This is a genomic window from Actinocorallia sp. A-T 12471, assembly GCF_033875155.1.
GTDB lineage: Bacteria > Actinomycetota > Actinomycetes > Streptosporangiales > Streptosporangiaceae > Actinocorallia.
In genome coordinates, this window is sequence record NZ_JAWZTE010000006.1 from 1 (window position 1) to 20,421 (window position 20,421).

A 20,421-nucleotide genomic window follows, 5' to 3' on the forward strand; every position below is an offset into this window, starting at 1 on the left:
TGCGTTGGAGGCGGGCTATGCGGTCTTCGATGGGGGGGTGGGTGGAGAAGAGTTTGGAGAGGCCGCCGGTGGTGAAGGGGTTCGCGATCATCAGGGCGCTGGTGGACTCGAGCTGGGGGTCGGGGGGGAGGGGGCGGGCGCGGACGCCGCCGGAGATCTTGCGCAGGGCGCTGGCGAGGGCCAGGGGGTCGCCGGTGAGCTGGGCGCCGGAGGCGTCGGCCTGGTACTCGCGGGTGCGGCTGATCGCCATCTGGATGACGCTCGCGGCGAGCGGGCCGAGGAAGATCATCAGCAGCGAGCCGATGATGCCCGGGCCGCCGCTGCGGTCGTTGCCGCCGCGGAAGAACATGCCGAGGTACGTCAGGTAGGTGATGACGGTGGCGAGGGCGGCGGCGAAGGAGGAGATGAGGATGTCGCGGTTGTAGACGTGCGACAGCTCGTGCCCGATGACCGCGCGCAGCTCGCGCTGGTCGAGCATCTGGAGGATGCCCCGGGTGACGCAGACCGCGGCGTTGCGCGGGTTGCGGCCGGTGGCGAACGCGTTCGGCTGCGGCGTCTCCGAGACGTACAGGCGCGGCATCGGCTGACGGGCCTGCGTCGAAAGCTCCCGGACCATCGCGTACAGGCCGGGGGCCTCCACCTCGCTGATCGGGTGCGCGCGCATCGACCGCAGCGCGATCTTGTCGCTGAAGAAGTACGCGATGCCGTTGCTCACCAGCGCGATCAGCAGCGCGACGGTGAGCCCGCCCCGGCCGCCGAGCGCCCAGCCGACGAGCAGCATCACCGCCGAGAGGGCGCCGATGAGCAACGCCGTCTTGATGCCGTTCATGTCCGAGTTCCTCCCCCCGTGGAGCCTCCCCCCGCAGCCCTACGCCCGAAACAACGGACTTACCTGGGTAAACGTTCCTTGAGCCCGCCCCACAGGGCCCCCGGAAGCCCGCCGATAAGCGCGCGCTCAGCCGACGGCGAGGGTGGCGTGCAGCAGCAGGTTCGGCAGTACGGAAAGCACGACGGCCCCGAGGGCGGTGACGCCGAGGGCGAGCCGGAACGACAGCGCCCGAGGCATCCCCTCCGAAGCCTCGGCTTCCGGCGCGAACAGCAGGATGGCCCAGCGCGCGTAGTAGTACAGCCCGATGACGGTGTTCAACGCCATCACCACGGCGAGCCAGACGACGGGCCCGGTCATCACCGCCTCGAAGACGACGACCTTGGCGATGAGCCCCATGATGCCCGGAGGCAGTCCGGCGAGGCAGATGAGGAAGAACGCGAGCGCCAGCCCCTCGGCAGGGCTCCACCGCGCAAGTCCCCGGTAGGAGGCCAGAAGGTTCCCCTCTTCCCCTTCGCGTCCCTGACGCCGGTCGGCGAACCCCGTCACGACGGCGAAGGCCCCGAGGTTCATCACCGCGTAGAAGCCCAGGTATCCGGCCATCGACGCGACGGCGACGGTGACGGTCTCCTCCCCGACCGCCAGCGGCGCGAGCATGTACCCCGACTGCGCCACCGACGACCACGCCAGCAGCCGCACCGCGTGCGTCTGGCGCAGCGCGAGCACATTGCCGACGGTCATGGTCAGCGCCGCCAGCACGGCCAGCAGCGGCCCCCAGACGTCTCCCTGGCCGGGGAAGGCGAGCGCGGCGACCAGGCCGAGCCCGGCGAACCCCCCGGCCTTGGAGACGACCGACAGGAACGCCGCGACGGGCAGCGGAGCCCCCTGGTACACATCGGGCGTCCAGGCATGGAACGGAACAGCCGCCACCTTGAACGCGAAACCACAGATGACCAGGACGATCCCGGCGGTCAGCACCGGCGCGAGCTCGGGCGTGACGGCGGCCGTGGCGATCCTGTCGAAGTGCAGCGCGCCGGTCGCCCCGTAGACGAGGCTGATCCCGAACAGCAGCACCGCCGCCGACGCCACCGACACGAGCAGCAGCTTCACCGCAGCCTCGGTGGCCCTCCCGTCGTACCTCTTGAGCGCCACCAGCGCGAACACCGGCAGCGCAAGGGTCTCCAGCCCCACGGCGAGCAGTACCAGGTCCCGCGCTGCGACAAGCGTCAGCGCCCCCGTAACGGAGCACAGAAGCAGAAAGTAGTACTCCCCCAAAGGCACCTTGGCGAGGGTGAGGTCCGCGAGCGACAGCAAGACGACGAGCGCGGCGGCCGCCAGCACGATCCCCTGGAAGACGAGCGTGAAGTTGTCCGCCGAGTACGAGCACGAGGCCGCGCCGCCGTCACGCAGCGTCTCCGGGATGCAGAAGGTGGTCCTGACCCCGCCACCCGCGAGCACGAACACCGCGACGAGCCCGCCGAGCGACACCCCCGCCGTCAGCCAGCCGAGAACGCGGCCGGGCACCTCGAACGCCCCCGCGAGCAGCACCACCACCGCGCCGAGCGCGGTCACCAGAACGGGCGCGACGGCCCCGTAGTCGATCTGCTGGATCATGATCCGGCTCCGATCAGCGCCCGCACCGGGCCGTCCGTGAGGGCCAGCAGGACCTTGGGCCACAGCCCGACGAGCAGGACGAGCACGATGAGCGGGGTCCAGGACGCCCACTCGGCCGCGCCCACGTCGGCGACCGCCGCGCCGGTCCCGGCCCGGCCATGGGTGATCTTGCGCAGCAGCCGCAGGAAGTAAGCGGCCGTCAGGACGGCCCCGACGGCTGCGACGGCCATGAGCACGAGGAAGGTGTCGCGCGGCAGGTCCCTCGCAGGCGAGTACGCGCCTACGAGCGCCATCATCTCCCCCCAGAACCCGGCGAGTCCCGGCAGCCCGAGGGACGCGACGCACGCGAACGTCAAGACTGACGCCAGCCTTGGCGCTCGCGCGAGCATCCCGCTTCCGATCCCGGACAGGTCGCCTGTTCCGTAGCGGTCCTTGACCGATCCCGCGAGGAAGAAGAGCAGCCCGGTGATGAGGCCGTGCGCGATGTTGCCGAAGAGCGCGGCGTTCAGGCCGACCGGGGTGAGGGTGGCGATGCCGAGCAGCACGAACCCCATGTGCCCGACCGACGAGTACGCGATCATCCGCTTGAGGTCGGTCTGGGCGAGGCAGGCCAACGCCCCGTAGACGATCCCGACGGCGGCGAGGACGCCGAGCCAGGGCGCCCAGTAGGCGGCCCCCTCCGGCAGGGCGGGGACGGCGATGCGGACCAGCCCGTACGTCCCCATCTTCAGCATGACGCCCGCCAGCAGCACCGAGCCGACCGTGGGGGCTTCGGTGTGCGCGTCGGGCAGCCAGGTGTGCAGCGGCCAGATCGGGGCCTTCACGGCGAGCCCGAGGCCGACGAGCGCGAACGCCGCGACCTGGACGCCGTGCGACAGCCCGCGCCCGTGCTGTTCGGCCAGCGCGATCATGTCGAACGTCTTGGCGTGCCACCCGAGCATGACGAGTCCGGCGAGCAGCAGCGCGGACCCGGCGAGGGTGAAGAGCAGGAACTTGTACGCGGCGTGCCTGCGCCCCGGCCCGCCCCACAGCAGGATGACGGCGAACATCGGCAGGAGCACGATCTCGAAGAAGACGAAGAAGAGCACGAGGTCGAGCGCCAGGAACGTCCCGATCATCCCGAACTCGAGGATGAGCAGGAGGCTCGTGAGCAGCCGCGCGTTCGCGACCTCGCGCCGGGCGAGGTAGACGAAGCACAGGAAAACGAGCAGAGCGGTCAGGACGACAAGGGGAAGCGACACCCCGTCGATCCCGAGGTGGAACCTGACGCCCAGCGCGCTGATCCACGGCTCGTTCATGCGCTGCTGCATACGCGCCGGTTCGCCGTAGTCGAAGGCGGCGACCTGGACGAGCGCCATGGCGAGGACGAAGCCCGACGCGTACCTGCCGAACCCGAACGGGTCGCGGGCGATGAACCCGATCCGCGCGTAAGGCAGGACCGCCGCTACGAGCGGTATCCAGAGGAGGTGGACGAGGGTGCTCATGTCAGGGCCACCACCGCGAGGACGAGGAACACGGCTCCGGCGAGGACGCCGGTGAGGTACGTCTGCGGGTTGCCGTTCTGGGGCAGCCGCGCGAGCCTGCCCAGAAGGCGGGTCGCCGGTACCGACGACTCCACGGCCCGGTCGACGACGTGCGTATCAAGTCCCCGTACGCCCTTCGCCAGCAGCCGCACAGGACGGACGATCGTAAGGTCGTACAGCTCGTCCACGTAGAAGGCCCGCTCGAACGGCTTGCGCAGGAATCCGAGCCGGGACGCCGGGTCGCGGGCGGGGTCGTCGCGCCACACGAGGTAGACGGCCGCGACGCCCGCCGCGGTGAACAGCAGGCTCATGGCCGCGGGCGCGAGGTGCGGCCGCAGCTCCTCGTCCCCGAGCGCGAAGAACCCCAGGACGGCGGACGCCCCCGCCAGCAGGACCACGGGCCACTTCATCGCCCCCGGGGCCTCGTGCGCCTCGCGCGCGGGCCCGAGGAACGTCAGCAGCCAGGCCCGGGTGGCGTACGCCGCGGTCAGTGCGACGGTCGCCAGGAGGCTGAGGTACAGCGCCCACGCCACCCACCCGGGGATGCCTTCGCCGCCGTGCAGCGCGTTGTCCTGGACGTGCTCGAGCACCGCGTCCTTGGAGAAGAAGCCCGACGTCGGAGGCACCCCGGCAAGGGCGAGGTATCCGATCGTCATGGACACGAACGTGTACGGCATCGCCTTGGCGAGCCCGCCCATGTCGGCGAGCAGGTTGGACCCCACGGCGTGGATGACGCACCCGGCGGCGAGGAACAGCAGCGCCTTGAAGGCCCCGTGCGTCACCAGGTGGAACATGGCCGCCGACTTGGCTCCGACGGCCAGTCCCGCCGCCATGACGGCGAGCTGGCTGATGGTCGAGTAGGCGAGCACCCTCTTGAGGTCGGCCTGGGCGAGCGCCGCGCAGGCCGAGCCGAGCATCGACACCGCCGCGAGCACGCCGAGGACGGCCAGCGACGCGGGCGCGGCGAGGAACACCTCGTACAGCCGGGCGACGAGGTAGACGCCCGCGGCGACCATCGTGGCCGCGTGGATGAGCGCGCTGATCGGGGTGGGGCCGGCCATCGCGTCGGGGAGCCAGGTGTGCAGCGGGAACAGGGCGCTCTTGCCCGCGACGCCGCACAGCAGGAGCAGCGCGGCGGCGAGGACCGTCCCGTCAGGCAGTGAACCCGCCTTGGCCAGGACCGTCGCGATGTCGAAGCTGCCCGCGCCCACGCCGAGCACGATGACGCCGAGGAGAAGTCCCGCGTCTCCGATCCGGGTGACGAGGAACGCCTTGACCGCCGCCCGCGAGCCGGTCTTCTCCTCCCAGTGGTGGCCGACGAGGAAGTACGAGCAGATGCCCATGACCTCCCAGCCGACGTACAGCACGAGGAGGTCGCTCGCGTAGACGACGAGCAGCATCGCCGCAGTGAACAGCGACACGAACGCCGCGTAAGACGAGTACCTGGGCTCGTCGCGCATGTACGCGACGGAGTAGACCTGCACGGCGAGCGCGACGATCCCGACGAGGACGCCGAGGAGGGCGGCGAGCCCGTCTATCGACACCCCCACGGAGATCTCGGGGCCGCCCGTGGGGATCGTGGTGAGGGTGCTCTGGCGTACGCCGGGGCTGAGCCATGCCGTAAGGCCGATGACGATGGTGAGCCCTGCCGCGAACACCGTGGGCAGGACCGCGAAGAGGACGGGCCCCAGCGCCCCCCGGGAGCCGCCGCCCGGCGCGTAGCCGGGAGCGGGTAGCCCTTCGGCGGGCACGTCGCCGCCCGGGACGTCGGGTTCGGCCTCGACGTGCGCCTCCGCGCCGCGCGCCTCGGTCGGCCGCACGGGCGGGACGGGCGCGGCGGTCCGCAGCCCGAGTTCGGCGAGCCGCCGGGTGGTCCACGGCCCGAGCAGCAGCCCGAACAGCGCGCCGAGGAACGGCAGCGCGATCGCCTGCGCCGCGAGGACGGTCACCGCGCCTCCCCCGTCACGACGGGCTCGTCGGACGCCGCATCGGACGGCTCGTCCGTCTCGCGCAAGGTGTCCTGCCTGTCCACGTCGATGTTCCCCCGGTTGCGGAACAGCAGAAGCACGATCGCCAGGCCGAGGCCGACCTCCGCGGCGGCGATGACGATGGTGAACAGCGCGAGCACCTGGCCGCCGTGCAGCACGTCCTTCAGCCACACGTCGAACGCGACGAGGTTGATGTTGACGGCGTTCAGCATCAGCTCGGCCGACATCAGCACGAGGATCGCGTTGCGCCGCGCGAGCACCCCGTACACGCCGACGGAGAACAGCAGCGCGGCGAACACCGCGGGGTAGGCGACGGACATCAGCCCTCCTCCGGCGTCCGGGAGCCGTCGGCCCTACGGGCCTTCGACAGCACGATCGCGCCGACGAGCGCGGCCAGCAGCAGCACAGAGAGCACCTCGAACGGAAGCACCCACTGCCGGAACACCGCCGCGCCGATCTCCTCGCCCGAGCCGCCGCCCGGCTCGAGGTCGATGCGCGCGTCGCGGAACCCGCGCCACAGGACCGTCACGAGCACCACGGCGGTCCCGACGGCGACGGCGAGGGCCCACGGACGGTTCCGCGAGTCGAGGCCGTCAGAGCGGCCCACGGGCGCGCGGGTGAGCATGATGCCGAACAGCAGCAGCACCACGATCGACCCGACGTAGATGAGCACCTGCACCCACGCGACGAACTCGGCGGTGAGCACGAGGTACATCCCGGCGACCGCGCCGAAGCTCACCACGAGCCACAGCGCCGCGTGCACGATCTGCCGCGTGGTCACCGTGAGCACGCCCGACGCGACCGCGACGACGCCGAGCGCGGTGAACACGATCTCGGGAACGGTCACCGCCCACCCCCCGCGTCGGCCTGGAGAAAGCCGGTCAACGCAGCTCCTTCGGCGGGTCGGCGTTCGGCTCGTGCGCGGGCGGCGGCGGCACCGTCCACATCCACTCGCGCAGCCGTTCGCGCTCGTGGGTGAGCTCGGCGATGTCGTAGGCGGCGTACTCGAACTCCGGCGTCCAGAACAGCGCGTCGAACGGGCACACCTCGACGCAGATCCCGCAGTACATGCACAGCGAGTAGTCGATGGCGAACCTGTCGAGGACGTTGCGCGACCGCGCGCGGGCCGAGCCCTCGGCCGGGAGCGTCTCCTTGTGCGAGTCGATGTAGATGCACCAGTCGGGGCACTCGCGCGCGCACAGCATGCAGACCGTGCAGTTCTCCTCGAACAGCGCGATGACGCCGCGCGAGCGGGGAGGCAGGTCGGGGGAAACGTCCGGGTACTGCCGGGTGACCGACCGCCGCGTCATCGTCCGCAAGGTCACCGCGAGGCCCTTGGCCAGGCCGAGCTTCATGCCATCACCACCTTCACCACACCGGTAAGCGCGAGCTGCGCAAGGGAGATCGGGACGAGCCACACCCAGGCCAGCTTCTGGAGCTGGTCCTCGCGCATGCGCGGGACCGACACCCTGACCCAGATGACGACGAACGCGAGCGCGAAGACCTTGATGAGCGTCCAGACCGCGTCGGGAAGAAGCGGCCCCTTCCACCCGCCCAGGTACAGAACCGTCGTGAGCGAGCAGAGCACAAGGATTCCGGCGTATTCCGCGAGCAGGAAGAACGCGAAGCGAAGTCCGCCGTACTCGGTGTACGGGCCGAAGATGACCTCGGAGTCGGCGACCGGCATGTCGAACGGCGGCCTGCGCAGCTCCGCGAGACCCGCGATGAAGAAGACCGCCGCCGCGCCCGCCTGCCAGAACAGCCAGTACCAGCGCCACTCCTCGACGATCCCGCTCAGGCTGAGCGTCCCCGCCGCCATCGCGAACGACGCGGCCGCCAGCACGATCGGCAGCTCGTAGGAGACGAGCTGGGCCGCCGCCCGCATCCCGCCGAGCAGCGAGTACTTGTTCGCCGACGCCCACCCGGCCATGATCGAGCCGATCACGCCGATCCCCATGACCGCGAGGGCGAAGAACAGCCCGAGTGACAGGTCCACCGCCACCTGGCCGGGACCGACCGGGATGACGGCCAGCACCACCAGATAAGGCACGAGCGCGACGCCCGGCGCGAGCAGGAAGACCCTGCGGTCCGCGTTCGCCGGGACCACGTCCTCCTTCTGCGCGAACTTGACGCCGTCGGCTATGAGCTGCGCCCAGCCGTGGAAGCCGCCCGCGTACATCGGGCCGAGGCGGCTCTGCATGTGCGCCATCACCTTGTGCTCGGTCTGCCCGATCAGCAGCGGCAGCGTGAGGAACGCGACGGTGACGAGGGCGAGCGCGACGACGTCACGCATTGGGCCCCCATCCTTGCGGGACGCCGGGCGGCAGGTTCTTACGCCGCGAAGGCGCGCCCCCGCTTTCGCCCGGCTCCTTAGCGCCCGGCCACGGCTTGGCCACACGCGCGGCGAGCACGAAGTCCTTGCGCAGCGGATTGCCCTCGAACCCGTCGGGCAGCAGCAGCGGACGCAGGTTCGGGTGGCCCTCGAAGACGACGCCGAACATCTCGAACGTCTCGCGCTCGTGCCAGTCCGCGCCCCGGTACACCCCGACGGCCGAGGCGATCACCGGCTCGTCGCGCTGGACGAGCGCGCGCAGCAGGAGATGGTGGCCGCCTTCGAGCGAGTAGACGTGGACGACGACGCGGAAGCCGTCGTCGAGCTCGTCCACGCCGGTGAGGAAGTCGAAGAACGCGCAGCCGAGGTCGTCGCGCGCGAACGTGAGCGCCTCGACCCACGCCGCGGCGGGCACGTCGACGGTCATCTCGTCAAGCGACACCGAGACCGCGGCGTCGGGGAGCGCGGCGGTGATGCGCTCCTGGAGTTCCGCAGGGGTCATTCGTCGGCCATCCCCGGGATGATCGAGTAGTCGCTGACCGGCATCGGCCGCGTCCGCAGGGTCTCCGTCGCCTGCGTGACGGCGGTGATGCCCTGCGTCGGCGTGTCGTTCTCCCGGAGCATCTCGGGCACCGGCTGGAGCGGGCGGCGCAGCACGCTGGCGGGCGCGTCCCAGACCGGGGGCGGCGCGGGCGGACCGGAGTACCTGTCGCCCAGCGACTCGCCCGCGATCTTCTCCTGGAGCCGCACGATCCCGTGCAACAGCGCTTCGGGACGCGGCGGGCAACCCGGCACATAGACGTCGACGGGGATGATCTGGTCGACGCCCTTGGTCACACAGTACGAGTCCCAGTACGGCCCGCCGCAGTTCGCGCACGACCCGAACGAGATGACGTACTTCGGCTCGGGCATCTGCTCGTACAGCCGCCGGATGGCGGGGGCCATCTTGTCGGTGACCGTCCCCGACACCACCATCAGGTCCGCCTGACGGGGACCCGGCGCGAACGGGATGACGCCGAGCCGCATGAAGTCGTGCCGTGCCATCGACGCGGCGATGAACTCGATCGCGCAGCAGGCGAGGCCGAAGTTGAACACCCACAGCGAGTACCTGCGGCCCCAGTTGAGCACGAACTTGACCGGCTTGGGCGCGAGCTTCGACAGCGGCCCTACGGACGGCTCCGGGAGGTCCACTACACCCACGTGAGCACTCCCTTCTTGTAGGCGTACAGGAGTCCCGTGAACAGGAAGCCGAGGAAGACGAACATCTCCCCGAGCGTCAGGCCGCCGTAACCGTCGGCGCTGAACACCGTCGCCCACGGGAACAGGAAGATGGCGTCTACGGCGAACACCACGTACAGGTAGGTGAAGACGTAGTACCGGACATAAGACTGGGCCCAGCCTTCACCGACCGGGTCGACGCCGCACTCGTAGGTCGTGAGCTTCTCGGCGGTGGGCCGGTCGGGCCGCAGCAGCCGGTTCGCGGCAAGCCCTCCCGCGACGATCCCCGCACCGATAAGGAAGAGGACCGCGACGAGGACGTAGGAGCCGTAGTAGTCGCGCACACTCAGGCACTGTAGACCGTCGTGGGGAACCAACGCCGCGCGCGATGCATCCATCTTTACGGATCAATGAGACGAACATAGGGTCTCGCCAGGAACACGCGTTATACGGGGTGGTGCGCTGATGGGACAGGGTCCGGAACAGCAGGGTTGGCAGCCGCCGCCCCAGGGTTGGGGCGGGCAGGGCGGCCAGCCTGGCCAGCCGCCGTCCGACCAGCCGCAGAACCCACAGGGACAGCCGGGGCAATACGGCCAGCCGGGACAGGGCACTCCGCCGCCGTTTCAGCAGGGCACGCCGCCGCCGTTCCAGCAGCCGCCGCCCGGCCAGTACCCGCCAGGTGGCCAGTATCCGCCGCAGGGCGGCCAGTACCCGCAGGGCGGGCAGTACCCCCCGGGGCAGTACCCGCAGGGCGCTCCCTTCGGCCAGGGCGGCTTCCCCGGCGGCCCCGGCCAGTTCCCGCCCGGCGCTCCTGGACCGCGCGCGAGCCGTAAGCCGCTCGTCGCGCTGCTGTCGGCGGTCGGCGCGCTCGTCATCGTGCTCGCCGTCGTCGCGATAGCCGTGTGGTCGGGCAAGGAGGACCCGCCCAAGCGCCTCACCGCGCAGGAGAAGGGCACCGCCGCCGCGACGGCTCTCGGCGACGTACGCGGACTGCGTTACACCGGCGACTTCACGTCCGGCTCTACGCCCGTGCAAGCCGACCTGTCGGTTACGCACGCCGGTACCGCGTCGGGCACGCTCACCGTCTTCGGCCAGCGCGTCGAGATGATGCTCCTCGACGGCGACATGTACGTGAAGGGCCCGCTCGCGTTCTGGACGAGCCAGCCCGAGACACGCAACGCTATCGCCGGCGACTACGCCGACAAGTGGTCCAAGGCGCCCAAGTCGCTGCGCGGCTTCGACATCCGCGCGCTGCTGATCCCCTCCGCGCTCAGCCAGAACCTCGGCCAGGCCAAGCCGACCGTCGTGCCGACCGGCCAGCCGACGACCCAGCCCGTCTCCGGGCAGCAGGCGCTGTCGTTCGAGGGCGGCAACGCGCAGTACCTCGTCACCGACGTCGCGCCGCACCGGCTCCTTCAGGTGAAGGCCGGCGGCGAGGACTCCTTCACCTTCACCGTCGCCGAACTCGGCGCGAGCGAGCTCAACACCCTCTACGACGGCGTCCTCGACAAGGTGAAGAACAACCTCGTCGGCGCACTCGACCCGTACTCGCCGATCCAGGCGTCCGGGACGTCCCGCGCCAACGGCTGCACCGAGGCGCGCTGCGAGGTCGAGCAGGCGTTCCAGAACGACGGCGCGACGGCATGGGTCCGCTACCACGCGACGGCGACCACCGACAAGGCCGGGACGAAGCTCATCGGCGAGTGCCACAAGTCGGTGAAGATCCCCAAGGGCAAGACGACGCTGCGCTGCTCGGTCGTCGGCGCGGCGTGGAAGAAGTGGGTCCGCTCCCTCAACAACGGCCAGGGCAACTTCTACAGCTACGCCTGGGTCCAGGTGGAGTCGGTCTCCGCGGCCCGCGCGGCGACGATCACTGACCAGATAACGAAGGAACGCGGCTGACTAAGGCCCCTGAGCAAGACCTAAAACACAGAAAAATCTGTGTGGCCGGACCCTTCGGGTCCGGCCACACAGATTTTGGAGGGGGAACGGGGGCTGTCGGAGCCTGCCCGGTCCTGTCGGGAGCGGGTTGCGCCTCCTGCGAGCCCTCAGGGCCTTCGGGGGCCTCCTGCGGGCGCTTTGAGCCTTCGGCGACTTCGTTCGGGCGCTTTGGGCCTTAGGCGGCTTCCTTTGAGCGCTTGGGGGCTTCGGGGGTTGGGCGGGGGTGTGCATGGGAGCTGCCTTGGGGGTAAGGGGGTGCGCGTCCGTGGGGGGTTACCAGGGGACGGGGCCGGTGTCTTCCTGGTGGGTGCCGGTGGGGGCGTCGGGGGACAGGGACAGGGCGATGGCGATGGCGGCGCCCTGGGCGGCGGTGCGGGGGCCGGGGAGGCCGTGCAGGTCGGTGGCGCAGTAACCGGGGTTGACCGCGTTGACCCGGATGGGGGTGTCGGCGAGTTCCTTGGCGTAGGAGACGGTGATCATGTTTACCGCCGCCTTCGAGGTGTTGTAGGCGAGGAGGTTGAACCCGTAGTACGGGTGGTCCGGGTCGGACATCCGGGCCATGGACCCCAGCTCGCTGGAGAGGTTGACGATCCGGCCCGCCGCCGACGCGCGCAGCAGCGGCAGCATCGCGTTGGTGACCGAGACGAGGCCCAGCACGTTGGTCTCGAAGGTGTCCCTGAGGTCGTCCAGGGGGACCTGGCTCGGGACCGTGTTGTTCTCCATCCGCAGGATCGCTGCGTTGTTGACGAGGATGTCGAGCCCGCCGTGGACCCGTTCGACCTCGGCGGCCGCGGCGGCGACGGACTCGGGAGACGTCACGTCCAGCGCGACGAACTCCGCCCCGAGCTCGGCGGCCGCCTTACGGCCCCGGGTCTCGTCGCGTGCCCCGATGACGACTGTGACGTCCTGCGCGAGAAGTCCCCGCGCGGTCTCATATCCGATGCCTCTGCTTGCACCGGTGATAAGGGCGATCATGGAACGCACACTAAGATCGCCACCCCCCGCGCGCCGGACTCATACCGAAAATTGCAGGTAAATTCCCCGGCCTGATCACGCTCCGCAACAGAAGCGACGCAGATCACACTCGGGACGGGCTTGCGGGCAGGGCGGGCAGGTACCCCACACCGTCGGTTCGGTACATTGGTAACTGCACTGTCCGGCTCTCGGCGCGGGGTCCTCAGTGCCCGGGTGAAGCACGGCCGCGGCGTGGCCGATCCCTGCTCATCCGGGTCGTCGTACCATAAGCACAAAGCCCTAGTAGCCCTCCCGCCCCGGGAATCCCTCAAGCCCGCGGCGGCAGAGCTGCGCCGTCGAGAAAGGCCGTCCTCCGTTGACCGAGCGGAGCGAGTACCCCGCACACCCAGCACTCAACGTCACGGTGCCCACTGTGCCTTCTGTGCCCGACGCGCCAACAGCGCCCTCAGCGCTCACAGTGCCTGCTGCCAAGGAGGCGCAGTGACCACCAAACAGGTCAAGCAGCTCGACCGCGTCATCATCCGCTTCGCCGGTGACTCCGGCGACGGCATGCAGCTGACCGGCGACAGGTTCACGGCAGAGACCGCCGAGTTCGGCAACGACATCTCGACCCTGCCCAACTACCCGGCGGAGATCCGCGCTCCCGCCGGGACCATCCCCGGTGTCTCGAGCTTCCAGCTCCACTTCGCCGACCACGACATCATGACGCCGGGCGACGCGCCCAACGTCCTTGTGGCGATGAACCCGGCGGCGCTCAAGGCGAACATCGGCGACCTCCCCAAGGGCGCCGACCTCATCGTCAACACCGACGAGTTCTCCAAGCGCAACCTGGTCAAGGTCGGCTACGCGACGAGCCCCGTGGAGGACGGCTCGCTCGACGACTACCGGGTGCACGCGCTGCCGCTCACCTCGATGACGGTCAAGGCCCTCGAGGACTTCGACCTGTCCAAGAAGGACGCCGAGCGGGCCAAGAACATGTTCGCCCTCGGGCTGCTGTCCTGGCTGTACCACCGTCCGGTCGAGGGCACGATCGGCTTCCTCGAGAAGAAGTTCGCCAAGAAGCCCGAGATCATGAAGGCGAACGTCGCGGCGTTCCAGGCGGGCTGGAGCTTCGGGGAGACCACCGAGGACTTCGCGACCTCCTACGAGGTCAAGCCGGCGACGCTGGAGCCCGGCCTGTACCGCCAGATCACCGGCAACACCGCGCTCGCGTGGGGCCTCGTGGCGGCGGGCGACCGCTCCGGCCTCGACGTCTTCCTCGGCTCCTACCCGATCACCCCCGCCTCGGACATCCTGCACGAGCTGTCGAAGTTCAAGAACTTCGGCGTCCGCACGTTCCAGGCCGAGGACGAGATCGCGGCGATCGGCGCGGCGCTCGGCGCGTCGTTCGGCGGCGCGCTCGGCCTGACCACCACGTCGGGCCCGGGTGTGGCGCTGAAGGCCGAGACGATCGGCCTGGCGGTCTCCGTCGAGCTGCCGCTGCTGATCGTCAACGTGCAGCGTTCCGGGCCGTCCACGGGCATGCCGACCAAGACCGAGCAGGCCGACCTGCTGCAGGCCATGTTCGGCCGCAACGGCGAGTCCCCGGTGCCGATCGTGGCGCCGCTGTCCCCCGCCGACTGCTTCTACGCCGCGATCGAGGCCGCACGGATCGCGGTGAAGTACCGGACCCCGGTGTTCATCCTCTCGGACGGCTACCTCGCCAACGGCTCCGAGCCGTGGAAGCTGCCTGAGGTCGCCGACCTCCCGGTGATCGAGGCGGACTTCGCCGCGCCGAACCAGGAGGACTTCCAGCCGTTCAAGCGCGACCCGGAGACGCTGGCCCGCCCCTGGGCCGTCCCGGGGACCGCGGGTCTCGAGCACCGCATCGGCGGTCTGGAGAAGGCCGACGGCTCGGGCAACATCTCCTACGACCCGGCCAACCACGACCTCATGACGCGGCTGCGTCAGGCCAAGGTCGACGGGATCGCCAACGACGTGGAGCCGCTGCGGGTCGAGGACCCCGACGGCGACGCGCGCGTCCTGGTCCTCGGCTGGGGCGGCACCTACGGGGCGATCTCCGCCGCCGTCCGACGGGTCCGCCGCGCGGGCGGGAAGGTCGCCCAGGCGCACGTCAGGCATCTCAACCCGTTCCCGGCGAACATGGGCGAGGTGCTCAAGTCCTACGACAAGGTGATCGTGCCCGAGATCAACCTCGGGCAGCTCGCCACGCTGCTGCGCAGCAAGTACCTGATCGACGTGGTCAGCTACAACCGCGTCCGCGGCCTCCCCTTCAAGGCCGAGGAACTCGCCGACGTGATCCGGGATGTGATCCACAGTGCTTGACGCCCTCTCCCTCGTCCCCAAGTCCGAAGTCCCCCTCAAGATGAAGGACTTCAAATCTGACCAGGAGGTCAGGTGGTGCCCCGGATGCGGGGACTACGCGATCCTGGCCGCCGTCCAGGGCTTCATGCCCGAGCTGGGGATCAAGCGCGAGAACACCGTGTTCATCTCGGGCATCGGCTGCTCCTCGCGGTTCCCGTACTACATGAACACCTACGGGTTCCACTCGATCCACGGGCGCGCCCCGGCGATCGCGACCGGCCTGGCCTCGGCCAGGCAGGACCTGTCGGTGTGGGTCGTCACCGGTGACGGCGACTCGCTGTCGATCGGCGGCAACCACCTGATCCACGCGCTGCGCCGCAACGTCAACATCAAGATCCTGCTGTTCAACAACCGGATCTACGGGCTGACCAAGGGCCAGTACTCGCCGACCTCCGAGACCGGCAAGGTCACCAAGTCGAGCCCGATGGGCTCGGTGGACGCCCCGTTCAACCCGATCTCCCTGGCGATCGGCGCGGAGGGCGCGTTCGTCGCGCGGACCATCGACTCCGACCGCCAGCACCTGCAGTCGGTGCTGCGGGCGGCGGCCGAGCACCCTGGTGCGGCGCTGGTGGAGATCTACCAGAACTGCAACATCTTCAACGACGGAGCGTACGAGCCGCTGAAGGACGCCGAACAGCGCGACGACATCACGCTGCGGCTGGAGCACGGCCAGCCGCTCGTGTACGGCAAGGACCGCGACAAGGCCCTCGTCCGCGACGGTTTCGGCTTCAAGGTCGGCAGCCCGGACGACCCGGACGTCGTCATCCACGACGCGCACGCGACCGACCCGTCGCTGGCGTTCGCGCTGTCGCGGCTCGACCAGCCGGCGTTCACCCATGTCCCGATCGGCGTGTTCCGTTCCGCGCCGCGGCCGTCCTACGACTCCCTGCTGAACGCGCAGGTGGCCGAGGCCAAGGCCAAGCAGGGCAAGGGCGACCTCGCCGCGCTGCTGGCCAGCGGCGACACCTGGCGGGTCGACTAGACCCTCTGAGGGACCCTTACAGGGCCCGGATCTCCTTCCGCGAAGGGGGTCCGGGCCCTGCCCGTTAGGCCCGGAACGCGGGCTCCGGGCCGTCCGCCCGGGCGTTTCCGGCGATCTTCGGTGTTGCGGCGACCCCTCGGGGTTCTGCGACAATCGGCCGATGCGCAGACCGCCGAGGACACTGATGATCGCGTCGGTCGTCGTGATCGCGTTGGCCGCCTGCGCGGTGGCGCTCACCGCCGTCCTGCTGTCGGTGGCGCGCCAGCCGCGCGTCGATCTCGCCGCGCCGCTGCTGATCTACCCGGTCGCCCAGCATGTGCCCGCCGCGTGCACGGCCGACATCCTGGGGTTCGCCGGGCCCGAGCCGTCCTGCTACCAGGTGGTGGAGGACGGGATCGAGGTCAAGCGGGTCAGCTCCGTCGACGTGCAGGCGCTGCCGGACGGCACCTACGGGGTCGTGCTGCACCTGCTGTCGGGCGATCGCGGCGAGTTCGAGGAGCTGACGGCCAAGGCGTCCGGCAAACAGCTCGTCCTCGTCGTCGCGGGCCGGGTGGTGACCGCGCCGACCGTCGACGCGCCGATCAAGGGCGGCAGGGTCATGCTGACCGGCCAGTTCACCGAGCCCGACGCCGACCGCCTGGCCTTCGAGCTCACCGGAAAGTGACCGGCCCTTGGGGCTGGGCGTCCGCGCCGCGGGGCATCGCTCGTTGTATGACCCAGAGGTTCGACGAAGAGACCCTGATGTGGCTCGAAGAGGAGTCGTCAGGCGGCGGCGCGCACTCCAGCGGCAAGAAGATGGCGGCGATGGCGGGCGGTGGGCTCGTCGGCACCGCCGTCCTCGGCAAGGCGCTGAGCCCGCTCGCCAAGCGGCTCGCCCGCAAGACGGGGATTCCGCGCGGCCAGGTCCAGATGATCCTGACGGCCGCCGCGCCCGTGGTGATCAGCGCGGTGAGCGCGGCGATGGCCAAGCGCAAGCAGTCAAGGGCGCAGTCCGGCATGGACCACGGCTCGCACCAGGGGCCCGGCAGCGGGCACACCGGCGAGGTCGGGCACAGCCAGCGCAAGGGCCTGCTCGGCACGCACCGGCACCGCCACTGAGCCCGTCGCGTCCTTGATCTCCGGCTTACGCGTGCCCGCGTAGCATCGCCCGCATGAGGCGGTGGGTCGCGGGCGCGGCCGTGGCGGGCCTCGTCGCGGCGGCCGGGGGCGGGTTCCTCCTGGTGCGCGACGACGCCCCGGCAGTGGCGCGCGAGGACGTGCGGATCGACGTCGTCGACGGTCCGCGCGACGACGAGAAGATCACCCTTGACGCGACGTTCTACCGGCCGGAGGGCGCGGGACGCGTCCCGGCGGTGCTGCTCGCGCACGGGTTCGGCGGCTCGAAGCGGTCGCAGGCCGCGGCGGCGCGCGAGCTCGCGGGGCGCGGGTACGCGGTGCTGACGTGGTCGGCACGCGGTTTCGGCGAGTCGGGCGGCCAGATCGCGCTGAACTCGCCGGACTACGAGGTGAAGGACACCCGGCAGCTGATCGACTGGCTCGGGAAGCGGCCCGAGGTCCTCCAGGACGGGCCAGGCGACCCCCGGGTGGGGATGGCCGGGCCGTCGTACGGCGGGGCGATCTCGTTGCTGACGGCGGCCTACGACACGCGGGTGGACGCGCTCGTCCCGTCGATCACGTGGCATGACCTTTCGGACGCGCTGCTTCCGGACGGGGTGTTCAAGAAGCTGTGGGCGGGGCTGTTCTTCACCGGCGAGTCCGACGGGTCCACAGCCTGTGGACGGTTCCGTCCCGAGCTGTGCGCGATGTACCAGCGGATCGCGCAGACCGGCGAGCACACCGACGAGGACGTCGCGCTCCTGCGGAAGTCGTCTCCGGCGACGGCACCGCCCGTCAAGGCGCCGACTTTGCTTATCCAGGGCCAGAGCGACTCGCTCTTCCCCCTCGACCACGCCGACGCCAACGCCGAGCGCGCTGCGGGGCCCGTCTCCGTCGTCTGGTACCAGGGCGGGCATGACGGCGGCGAGGCCGAGACCCCGTTGCTCACCGAGCTGACCGCGTCATGGTTCGACGACCATCTGAAGGGGCTCGACGCCGAGCCCGCCGCGGCCTTCACCGTCACGCGGGCGACGGGCGTGGACTCCACGAACGGCCGCACGTGGCTGCGCGCGGCCACCGCCGACGCCTACCCCGGCCTGTCCTCGACGCCGCGCGAGATGCCAGTGGAGGGCGGTGAGCAGGCCGTGCAGAACCCGGCGGGCGGGGTCCCCGCCGCGATCTCGGCGCTGCCCGGCCTGGGCGGCCTGAGCGCGCTGGGCTCGTCGCTGGGCTCGCTCGGCGCGGACTTCGACATGCCGGGGCAGAGCGCGTCCTTCACCACCGAGCCCTTGGCGGCCTCCCTTCGGGTGACGGGATCGCCGCGCCTGACCGTCAAGGTCGACAAGGCGGCAACGCTCTTCGCGAAGGTCTACGACGTGACGCCGGAGGGGAACGCGGCGCTGGCCAGGCGGATCGCCGCGCCCGTCAGGTTCACCGAGGCGGGCGAGGCCGAGGTCGTCCTCCCGGCGATCGACTACGACTTCGCGCGCGGGCACCGGATCAGGATCACGCTGTCCACGACCGACCAGGGCTTCGCGGGGCCGCTCGCCCCGGCGACGTACAAGATCTCGGCGGGTTCGGCGCTGACGCTGCCGACCGTTCCCGGCCTGGCGACCCCGGCCGGGCGGCCCCCGGCGTGGGTGTGGGCGCTGCCCGTCGCGGCCCTGGTCGTCGCGGGGGCGCTGCTGTACCGGCGCAGGCCCAAGGACAGCTTCGACCCCGCGCTCGCCGAGGTGCCGCTGCGGATCGAGGGCCTGACCAAGACCTACTCCAACGGGTTCAAGGCAGTGGACGACCTGTCGTTCAAGGTCGAGAAGGGGCAGGTGCTCGGCCTGCTCGGCCCCAACGGCGCGGGGAAGACGACGACCCTGCGCATGCTCATGGGCCTCATCCACCCCGAGGGCGGCGAGATCCGGATCTTCGGCCACAAGGTGACGCCGGGGGCCGACGTGCTGCGCAGGCTCGGCTCGTTCGTCGAAGGGCCCGGGTTCCTTCCGCACCTTTCCGGGCGCGACAACCTGACCCTGTACTGGCGGGCCACCGGACGGCCGCTTTCCGAGGCGCACCTTGAGGAGGCCCTGGAGGTGGCCGCCCTCGGCGAGGAGGCGCTGGCCCGTCCCGTCCGGACGTACTCGCAAGGTATGCGGGCGCGGCTGGCGATCGCCCAGGCGATGCTCGGCCTTCCCGACCTCCTCGTCCTCGACGAGCCCACCAACGGGCTCGACCCGCCCCAGATCAGGCAGATGCGCGAGGTCCTCGTGGACTACGCCGCGCGCGGCCGTACCGTGATCGTCTCCAGCCATCTGCTGAGCGAGGTCGAGCAGACCTGCACGCACGTCGTGGTGATGACGCGCGGGGCCAAGGTCGCCGACGGGCCCGTCGGGGAGATCGTCGGGGGCCGTGGGCTGGAGAACGTGTTCCTCGAGATCATCGGAGGCGGGGTATGAGCCGGGCGCTTCCGCTGCGGGTGGAGGCGGTGCGGCAGTTCCGCCGCCGCCGCACCCTCGTCACGTTCGGGCTGCTGCTCGCGCTGCCCTGGGTGCTGATCGTGGCGTTCCAGATCGGCGGCGAGGGCGACGACGACGGCCGTCCCTCGCTGGTCGACGCGGCCACCACGGGCGGGCTGAACTTCGCGCTGTTCGCGCTGTTCGTCGCGACCGGGTTCCTGCTGGTCGTCGCGGTCGCGCTGTTCTGCGGCGACACCGTCGCCAGCGAGGCGGGGTGGTCGTCGCTGCGGTACCTGCTCGCCGCGCCCGTCCCGCGCGACAGGCTGCTGCGGCAGAAGCTGATCGTCGCGCTCGGGTACGCCGCCGCCGCGGTGCTGACGCTGCCGCTGATGGCGCTGCTCGCGGGCACGCTGGTGTTCGGCTGGTCGGACGTGACGATCCCGACGGGCGGCACATTCCCGGCGGAGGCGGCGTTCGGGCGGATGGGGATCATCGCCGCTTATGCGCTCATCTCGCAGCTCGTCGTCGCGGCCGTGGCGTTCCTGCTGTCGGTGAGCACGGACTCGCCGCTGGGCGCGGTCGGCGGCGCGGTCGGCATGGTGATCGTCTGCAACATCCTCGAGGCGGTCGAGGCGCTCGGCTCCTGGCGCGACGTCCTGCCGACCCGTTACATGTACGCGTGGATGGACGCCCTCCAGCCGGACATCCAGTGGACAGGCATGGCCAAGGGGGCGGCTTTGTCCGTCTCGTATGCGCTTGTGCTGTTCGCGATCGCCTTCCGGCGGTTCCGGGCCAAGGACATCACCTCGTAAACCCCGTCCCTGAACGCCCTCGCGAAGCCCGGGTCCTTCCCTGCACGGAAGAAGCCCGGGCATTCTCCTGTTTATGAAGAGGCGTCTGCGGGGTATCCCACGGCAAAAGACCTCTCGGGGATCATCACGGAACCCCCTGCACAATGACGGGAAGAGACCATACGATCACCTTGTGTGATACCGCCCACCGCAAAATCGGATGAAGCAGCAGCAAAGCGTGCGTAAGCTCGGCACAACCCACGGCGGTCCAGTGGACGAACGCGGGATTCCGCCGAGGGTGAACATCCCGGCCGATTAGCGGCCT

The 20,421-nt window shown here is 70.4% G+C and carries 18 protein-coding genes and 1 pseudogene; 7 read left to right on the forward strand and 12 right to left on the reverse strand.

Annotation, left to right across the window (positions count from 1 at the left end; all coding sequences use genetic code 11):
* From htpX to R9X44_RS18065, 11 genes and pseudogenes are all read right to left on the reverse strand, one after another.
* Window positions 1-829 (reverse strand): zinc metalloprotease HtpX (gene htpX, locus R9X44_RS18015; RefSeq protein ID WP_319815357.1); only part of this gene is annotated, 829 nt, incomplete at its 3' end.
* 126 nt (window positions 830-955) lie between these two features.
* Complete coding sequence (locus tag R9X44_RS18020; protein ID WP_319815358.1) at window positions 956-2,440, reverse strand: NADH-quinone oxidoreductase subunit N; 1,485 nt, start codon at window positions 2,438-2,440, stop codon at window positions 956-958.
* Window positions 2,437-3,924, reverse strand: a complete 1,488-nt coding sequence (locus R9X44_RS18025; protein WP_319815359.1) for an NADH-quinone oxidoreductase subunit M — start codon at window positions 3,922-3,924, stop codon at window positions 2,437-2,439. Before R9X44_RS18025 ends, R9X44_RS18020 begins: the two co-directional genes overlap by 4 nt.
* Complete coding sequence (locus R9X44_RS18030) at window positions 3,921-5,912, reverse strand: NADH-quinone oxidoreductase subunit L (RefSeq protein ID WP_319815360.1); 1,992 nt, start codon at window positions 5,910-5,912, stop codon at window positions 3,921-3,923. The genes R9X44_RS18025 and R9X44_RS18030 overlap by 4 nt, the downstream gene beginning before the upstream one ends.
* Window positions 5,909-6,271: an NADH-quinone oxidoreductase subunit NuoK gene (gene nuoK / locus R9X44_RS18035; protein ID WP_319815361.1), complete on the reverse strand. Its 363-nt coding sequence runs from the start codon at window positions 6,269-6,271 to the stop codon at window positions 5,909-5,911. The genes R9X44_RS18030 and nuoK overlap by 4 nt, the downstream gene beginning before the upstream one ends.
* Entirely contained in the window at window positions 6,271-6,798 is a 528-nt protein-coding gene (locus R9X44_RS18040) for an NADH-quinone oxidoreductase subunit J (protein ID WP_319815362.1), read from the reverse strand. The genes nuoK and R9X44_RS18040 overlap by 1 nt, the downstream gene beginning before the upstream one ends.
* 34 nt (window positions 6,799-6,832) lie before the next feature.
* Entirely contained in the window at window positions 6,833-7,306 is a 474-nt protein-coding gene (locus R9X44_RS18045) for an NADH-quinone oxidoreductase subunit I (RefSeq protein WP_319815363.1), read from the reverse strand.
* A complete protein-coding gene (locus R9X44_RS18050) occupies window positions 7,303-8,244 on the reverse strand; it encodes a complex I subunit 1 family protein (protein WP_319815364.1) in 942 nt (313 codons plus the stop codon). The genes R9X44_RS18045 and R9X44_RS18050 overlap by 4 nt, the downstream gene beginning before the upstream one ends.
* Window positions 8,237-8,785 (reverse strand): NADH-quinone oxidoreductase subunit C, encoded by a 549-nt coding sequence (locus R9X44_RS18055; protein ID WP_319815365.1) that lies wholly within the window; start codon window positions 8,783-8,785, stop codon window positions 8,237-8,239. Before R9X44_RS18055 ends, R9X44_RS18050 begins: the two co-directional genes overlap by 8 nt.
* Before the next feature lie 215 nt (window positions 8,786-9,000).
* Window positions 9,001-9,444 (reverse strand): annotated as a pseudogene (locus R9X44_RS18060) (NADH-quinone oxidoreductase subunit B); the annotation flags it as partial.
* Window positions 9,445-9,473: 29 nt separating this feature from the next.
* Entirely contained in the window at window positions 9,474-9,845 is a 372-nt protein-coding gene (locus tag R9X44_RS18065; RefSeq protein WP_319815366.1) for an NADH-quinone oxidoreductase subunit A, read from the reverse strand.
* Between the two features lie 121 nt (window positions 9,846-9,966).
* On the opposite strand from R9X44_RS18065, the gene R9X44_RS18070 reads away from it, so the two are divergent.
* Window positions 9,967-11,403, forward strand: a complete 1,437-nt coding sequence (locus R9X44_RS18070; protein ID WP_319815367.1) for a hypothetical protein — start codon at window positions 9,967-9,969, stop codon at window positions 11,401-11,403.
* 312 nt (window positions 11,404-11,715) lie between these two features.
* Here the strand turns inward: R9X44_RS18070 and R9X44_RS18075 are convergent, their stop codons facing one another.
* A complete protein-coding gene (locus R9X44_RS18075; protein ID WP_319815368.1) occupies window positions 11,716-12,417 on the reverse strand; it encodes an SDR family NAD(P)-dependent oxidoreductase in 702 nt (233 codons plus the stop codon).
* 480 nt (window positions 12,418-12,897) lie between these two features.
* Between R9X44_RS18075 and R9X44_RS18080 the strand changes: the two genes are divergently transcribed.
* The 6 genes from R9X44_RS18080 (at window position 12,898) to R9X44_RS18105 (ending at window position 20,117) form a co-directional block, all read left to right on the forward strand.
* The gene (locus R9X44_RS18080; protein ID WP_319815369.1) at window positions 12,898-14,742 is read left to right on the forward strand and encodes a 2-oxoacid:acceptor oxidoreductase subunit alpha; all 1,845 of its coding nucleotides are present in this window, start codon (window positions 12,898-12,900) and stop codon (window positions 14,740-14,742) included.
* A 40-nt stretch (window positions 14,743-14,782) separates the two neighbouring features.
* The gene (locus R9X44_RS18085; RefSeq protein WP_319815771.1) at window positions 14,783-15,763 is read left to right on the forward strand and encodes a 2-oxoacid:ferredoxin oxidoreductase subunit beta; all 981 of its coding nucleotides are present in this window, start codon (window positions 14,783-14,785) and stop codon (window positions 15,761-15,763) included.
* A 160-nt stretch (window positions 15,764-15,923) separates the two neighbouring features.
* Window positions 15,924-16,427, forward strand: a complete 504-nt coding sequence (locus R9X44_RS18090; protein WP_319815370.1) for a SecDF P1 head subdomain-containing protein — start codon at window positions 15,924-15,926, stop codon at window positions 16,425-16,427.
* 47 nt (window positions 16,428-16,474) lie between these two features.
* Window positions 16,475-16,861 carry a DUF937 domain-containing protein gene (locus tag R9X44_RS18095; protein ID WP_319815371.1) on the forward strand — a complete coding sequence of 129 codons (387 nt, stop codon included), beginning with the start codon at window positions 16,475-16,477 and terminating at the stop codon, window positions 16,859-16,861.
* A 53-nt stretch (window positions 16,862-16,914) separates the two neighbouring features.
* Entirely contained in the window at window positions 16,915-19,305 is a 2,391-nt protein-coding gene (locus tag R9X44_RS18100) for an alpha/beta fold hydrolase (RefSeq protein WP_319815372.1), read from the forward strand.
* The gene (locus tag R9X44_RS18105) at window positions 19,302-20,117 is read left to right on the forward strand and encodes an ABC transporter permease (protein WP_319815373.1); all 816 of its coding nucleotides are present in this window, start codon (window positions 19,302-19,304) and stop codon (window positions 20,115-20,117) included. The genes R9X44_RS18100 and R9X44_RS18105 overlap by 4 nt, the downstream gene beginning before the upstream one ends.
* Window positions 20,118-20,421: the final 304 nt, after the last annotated feature.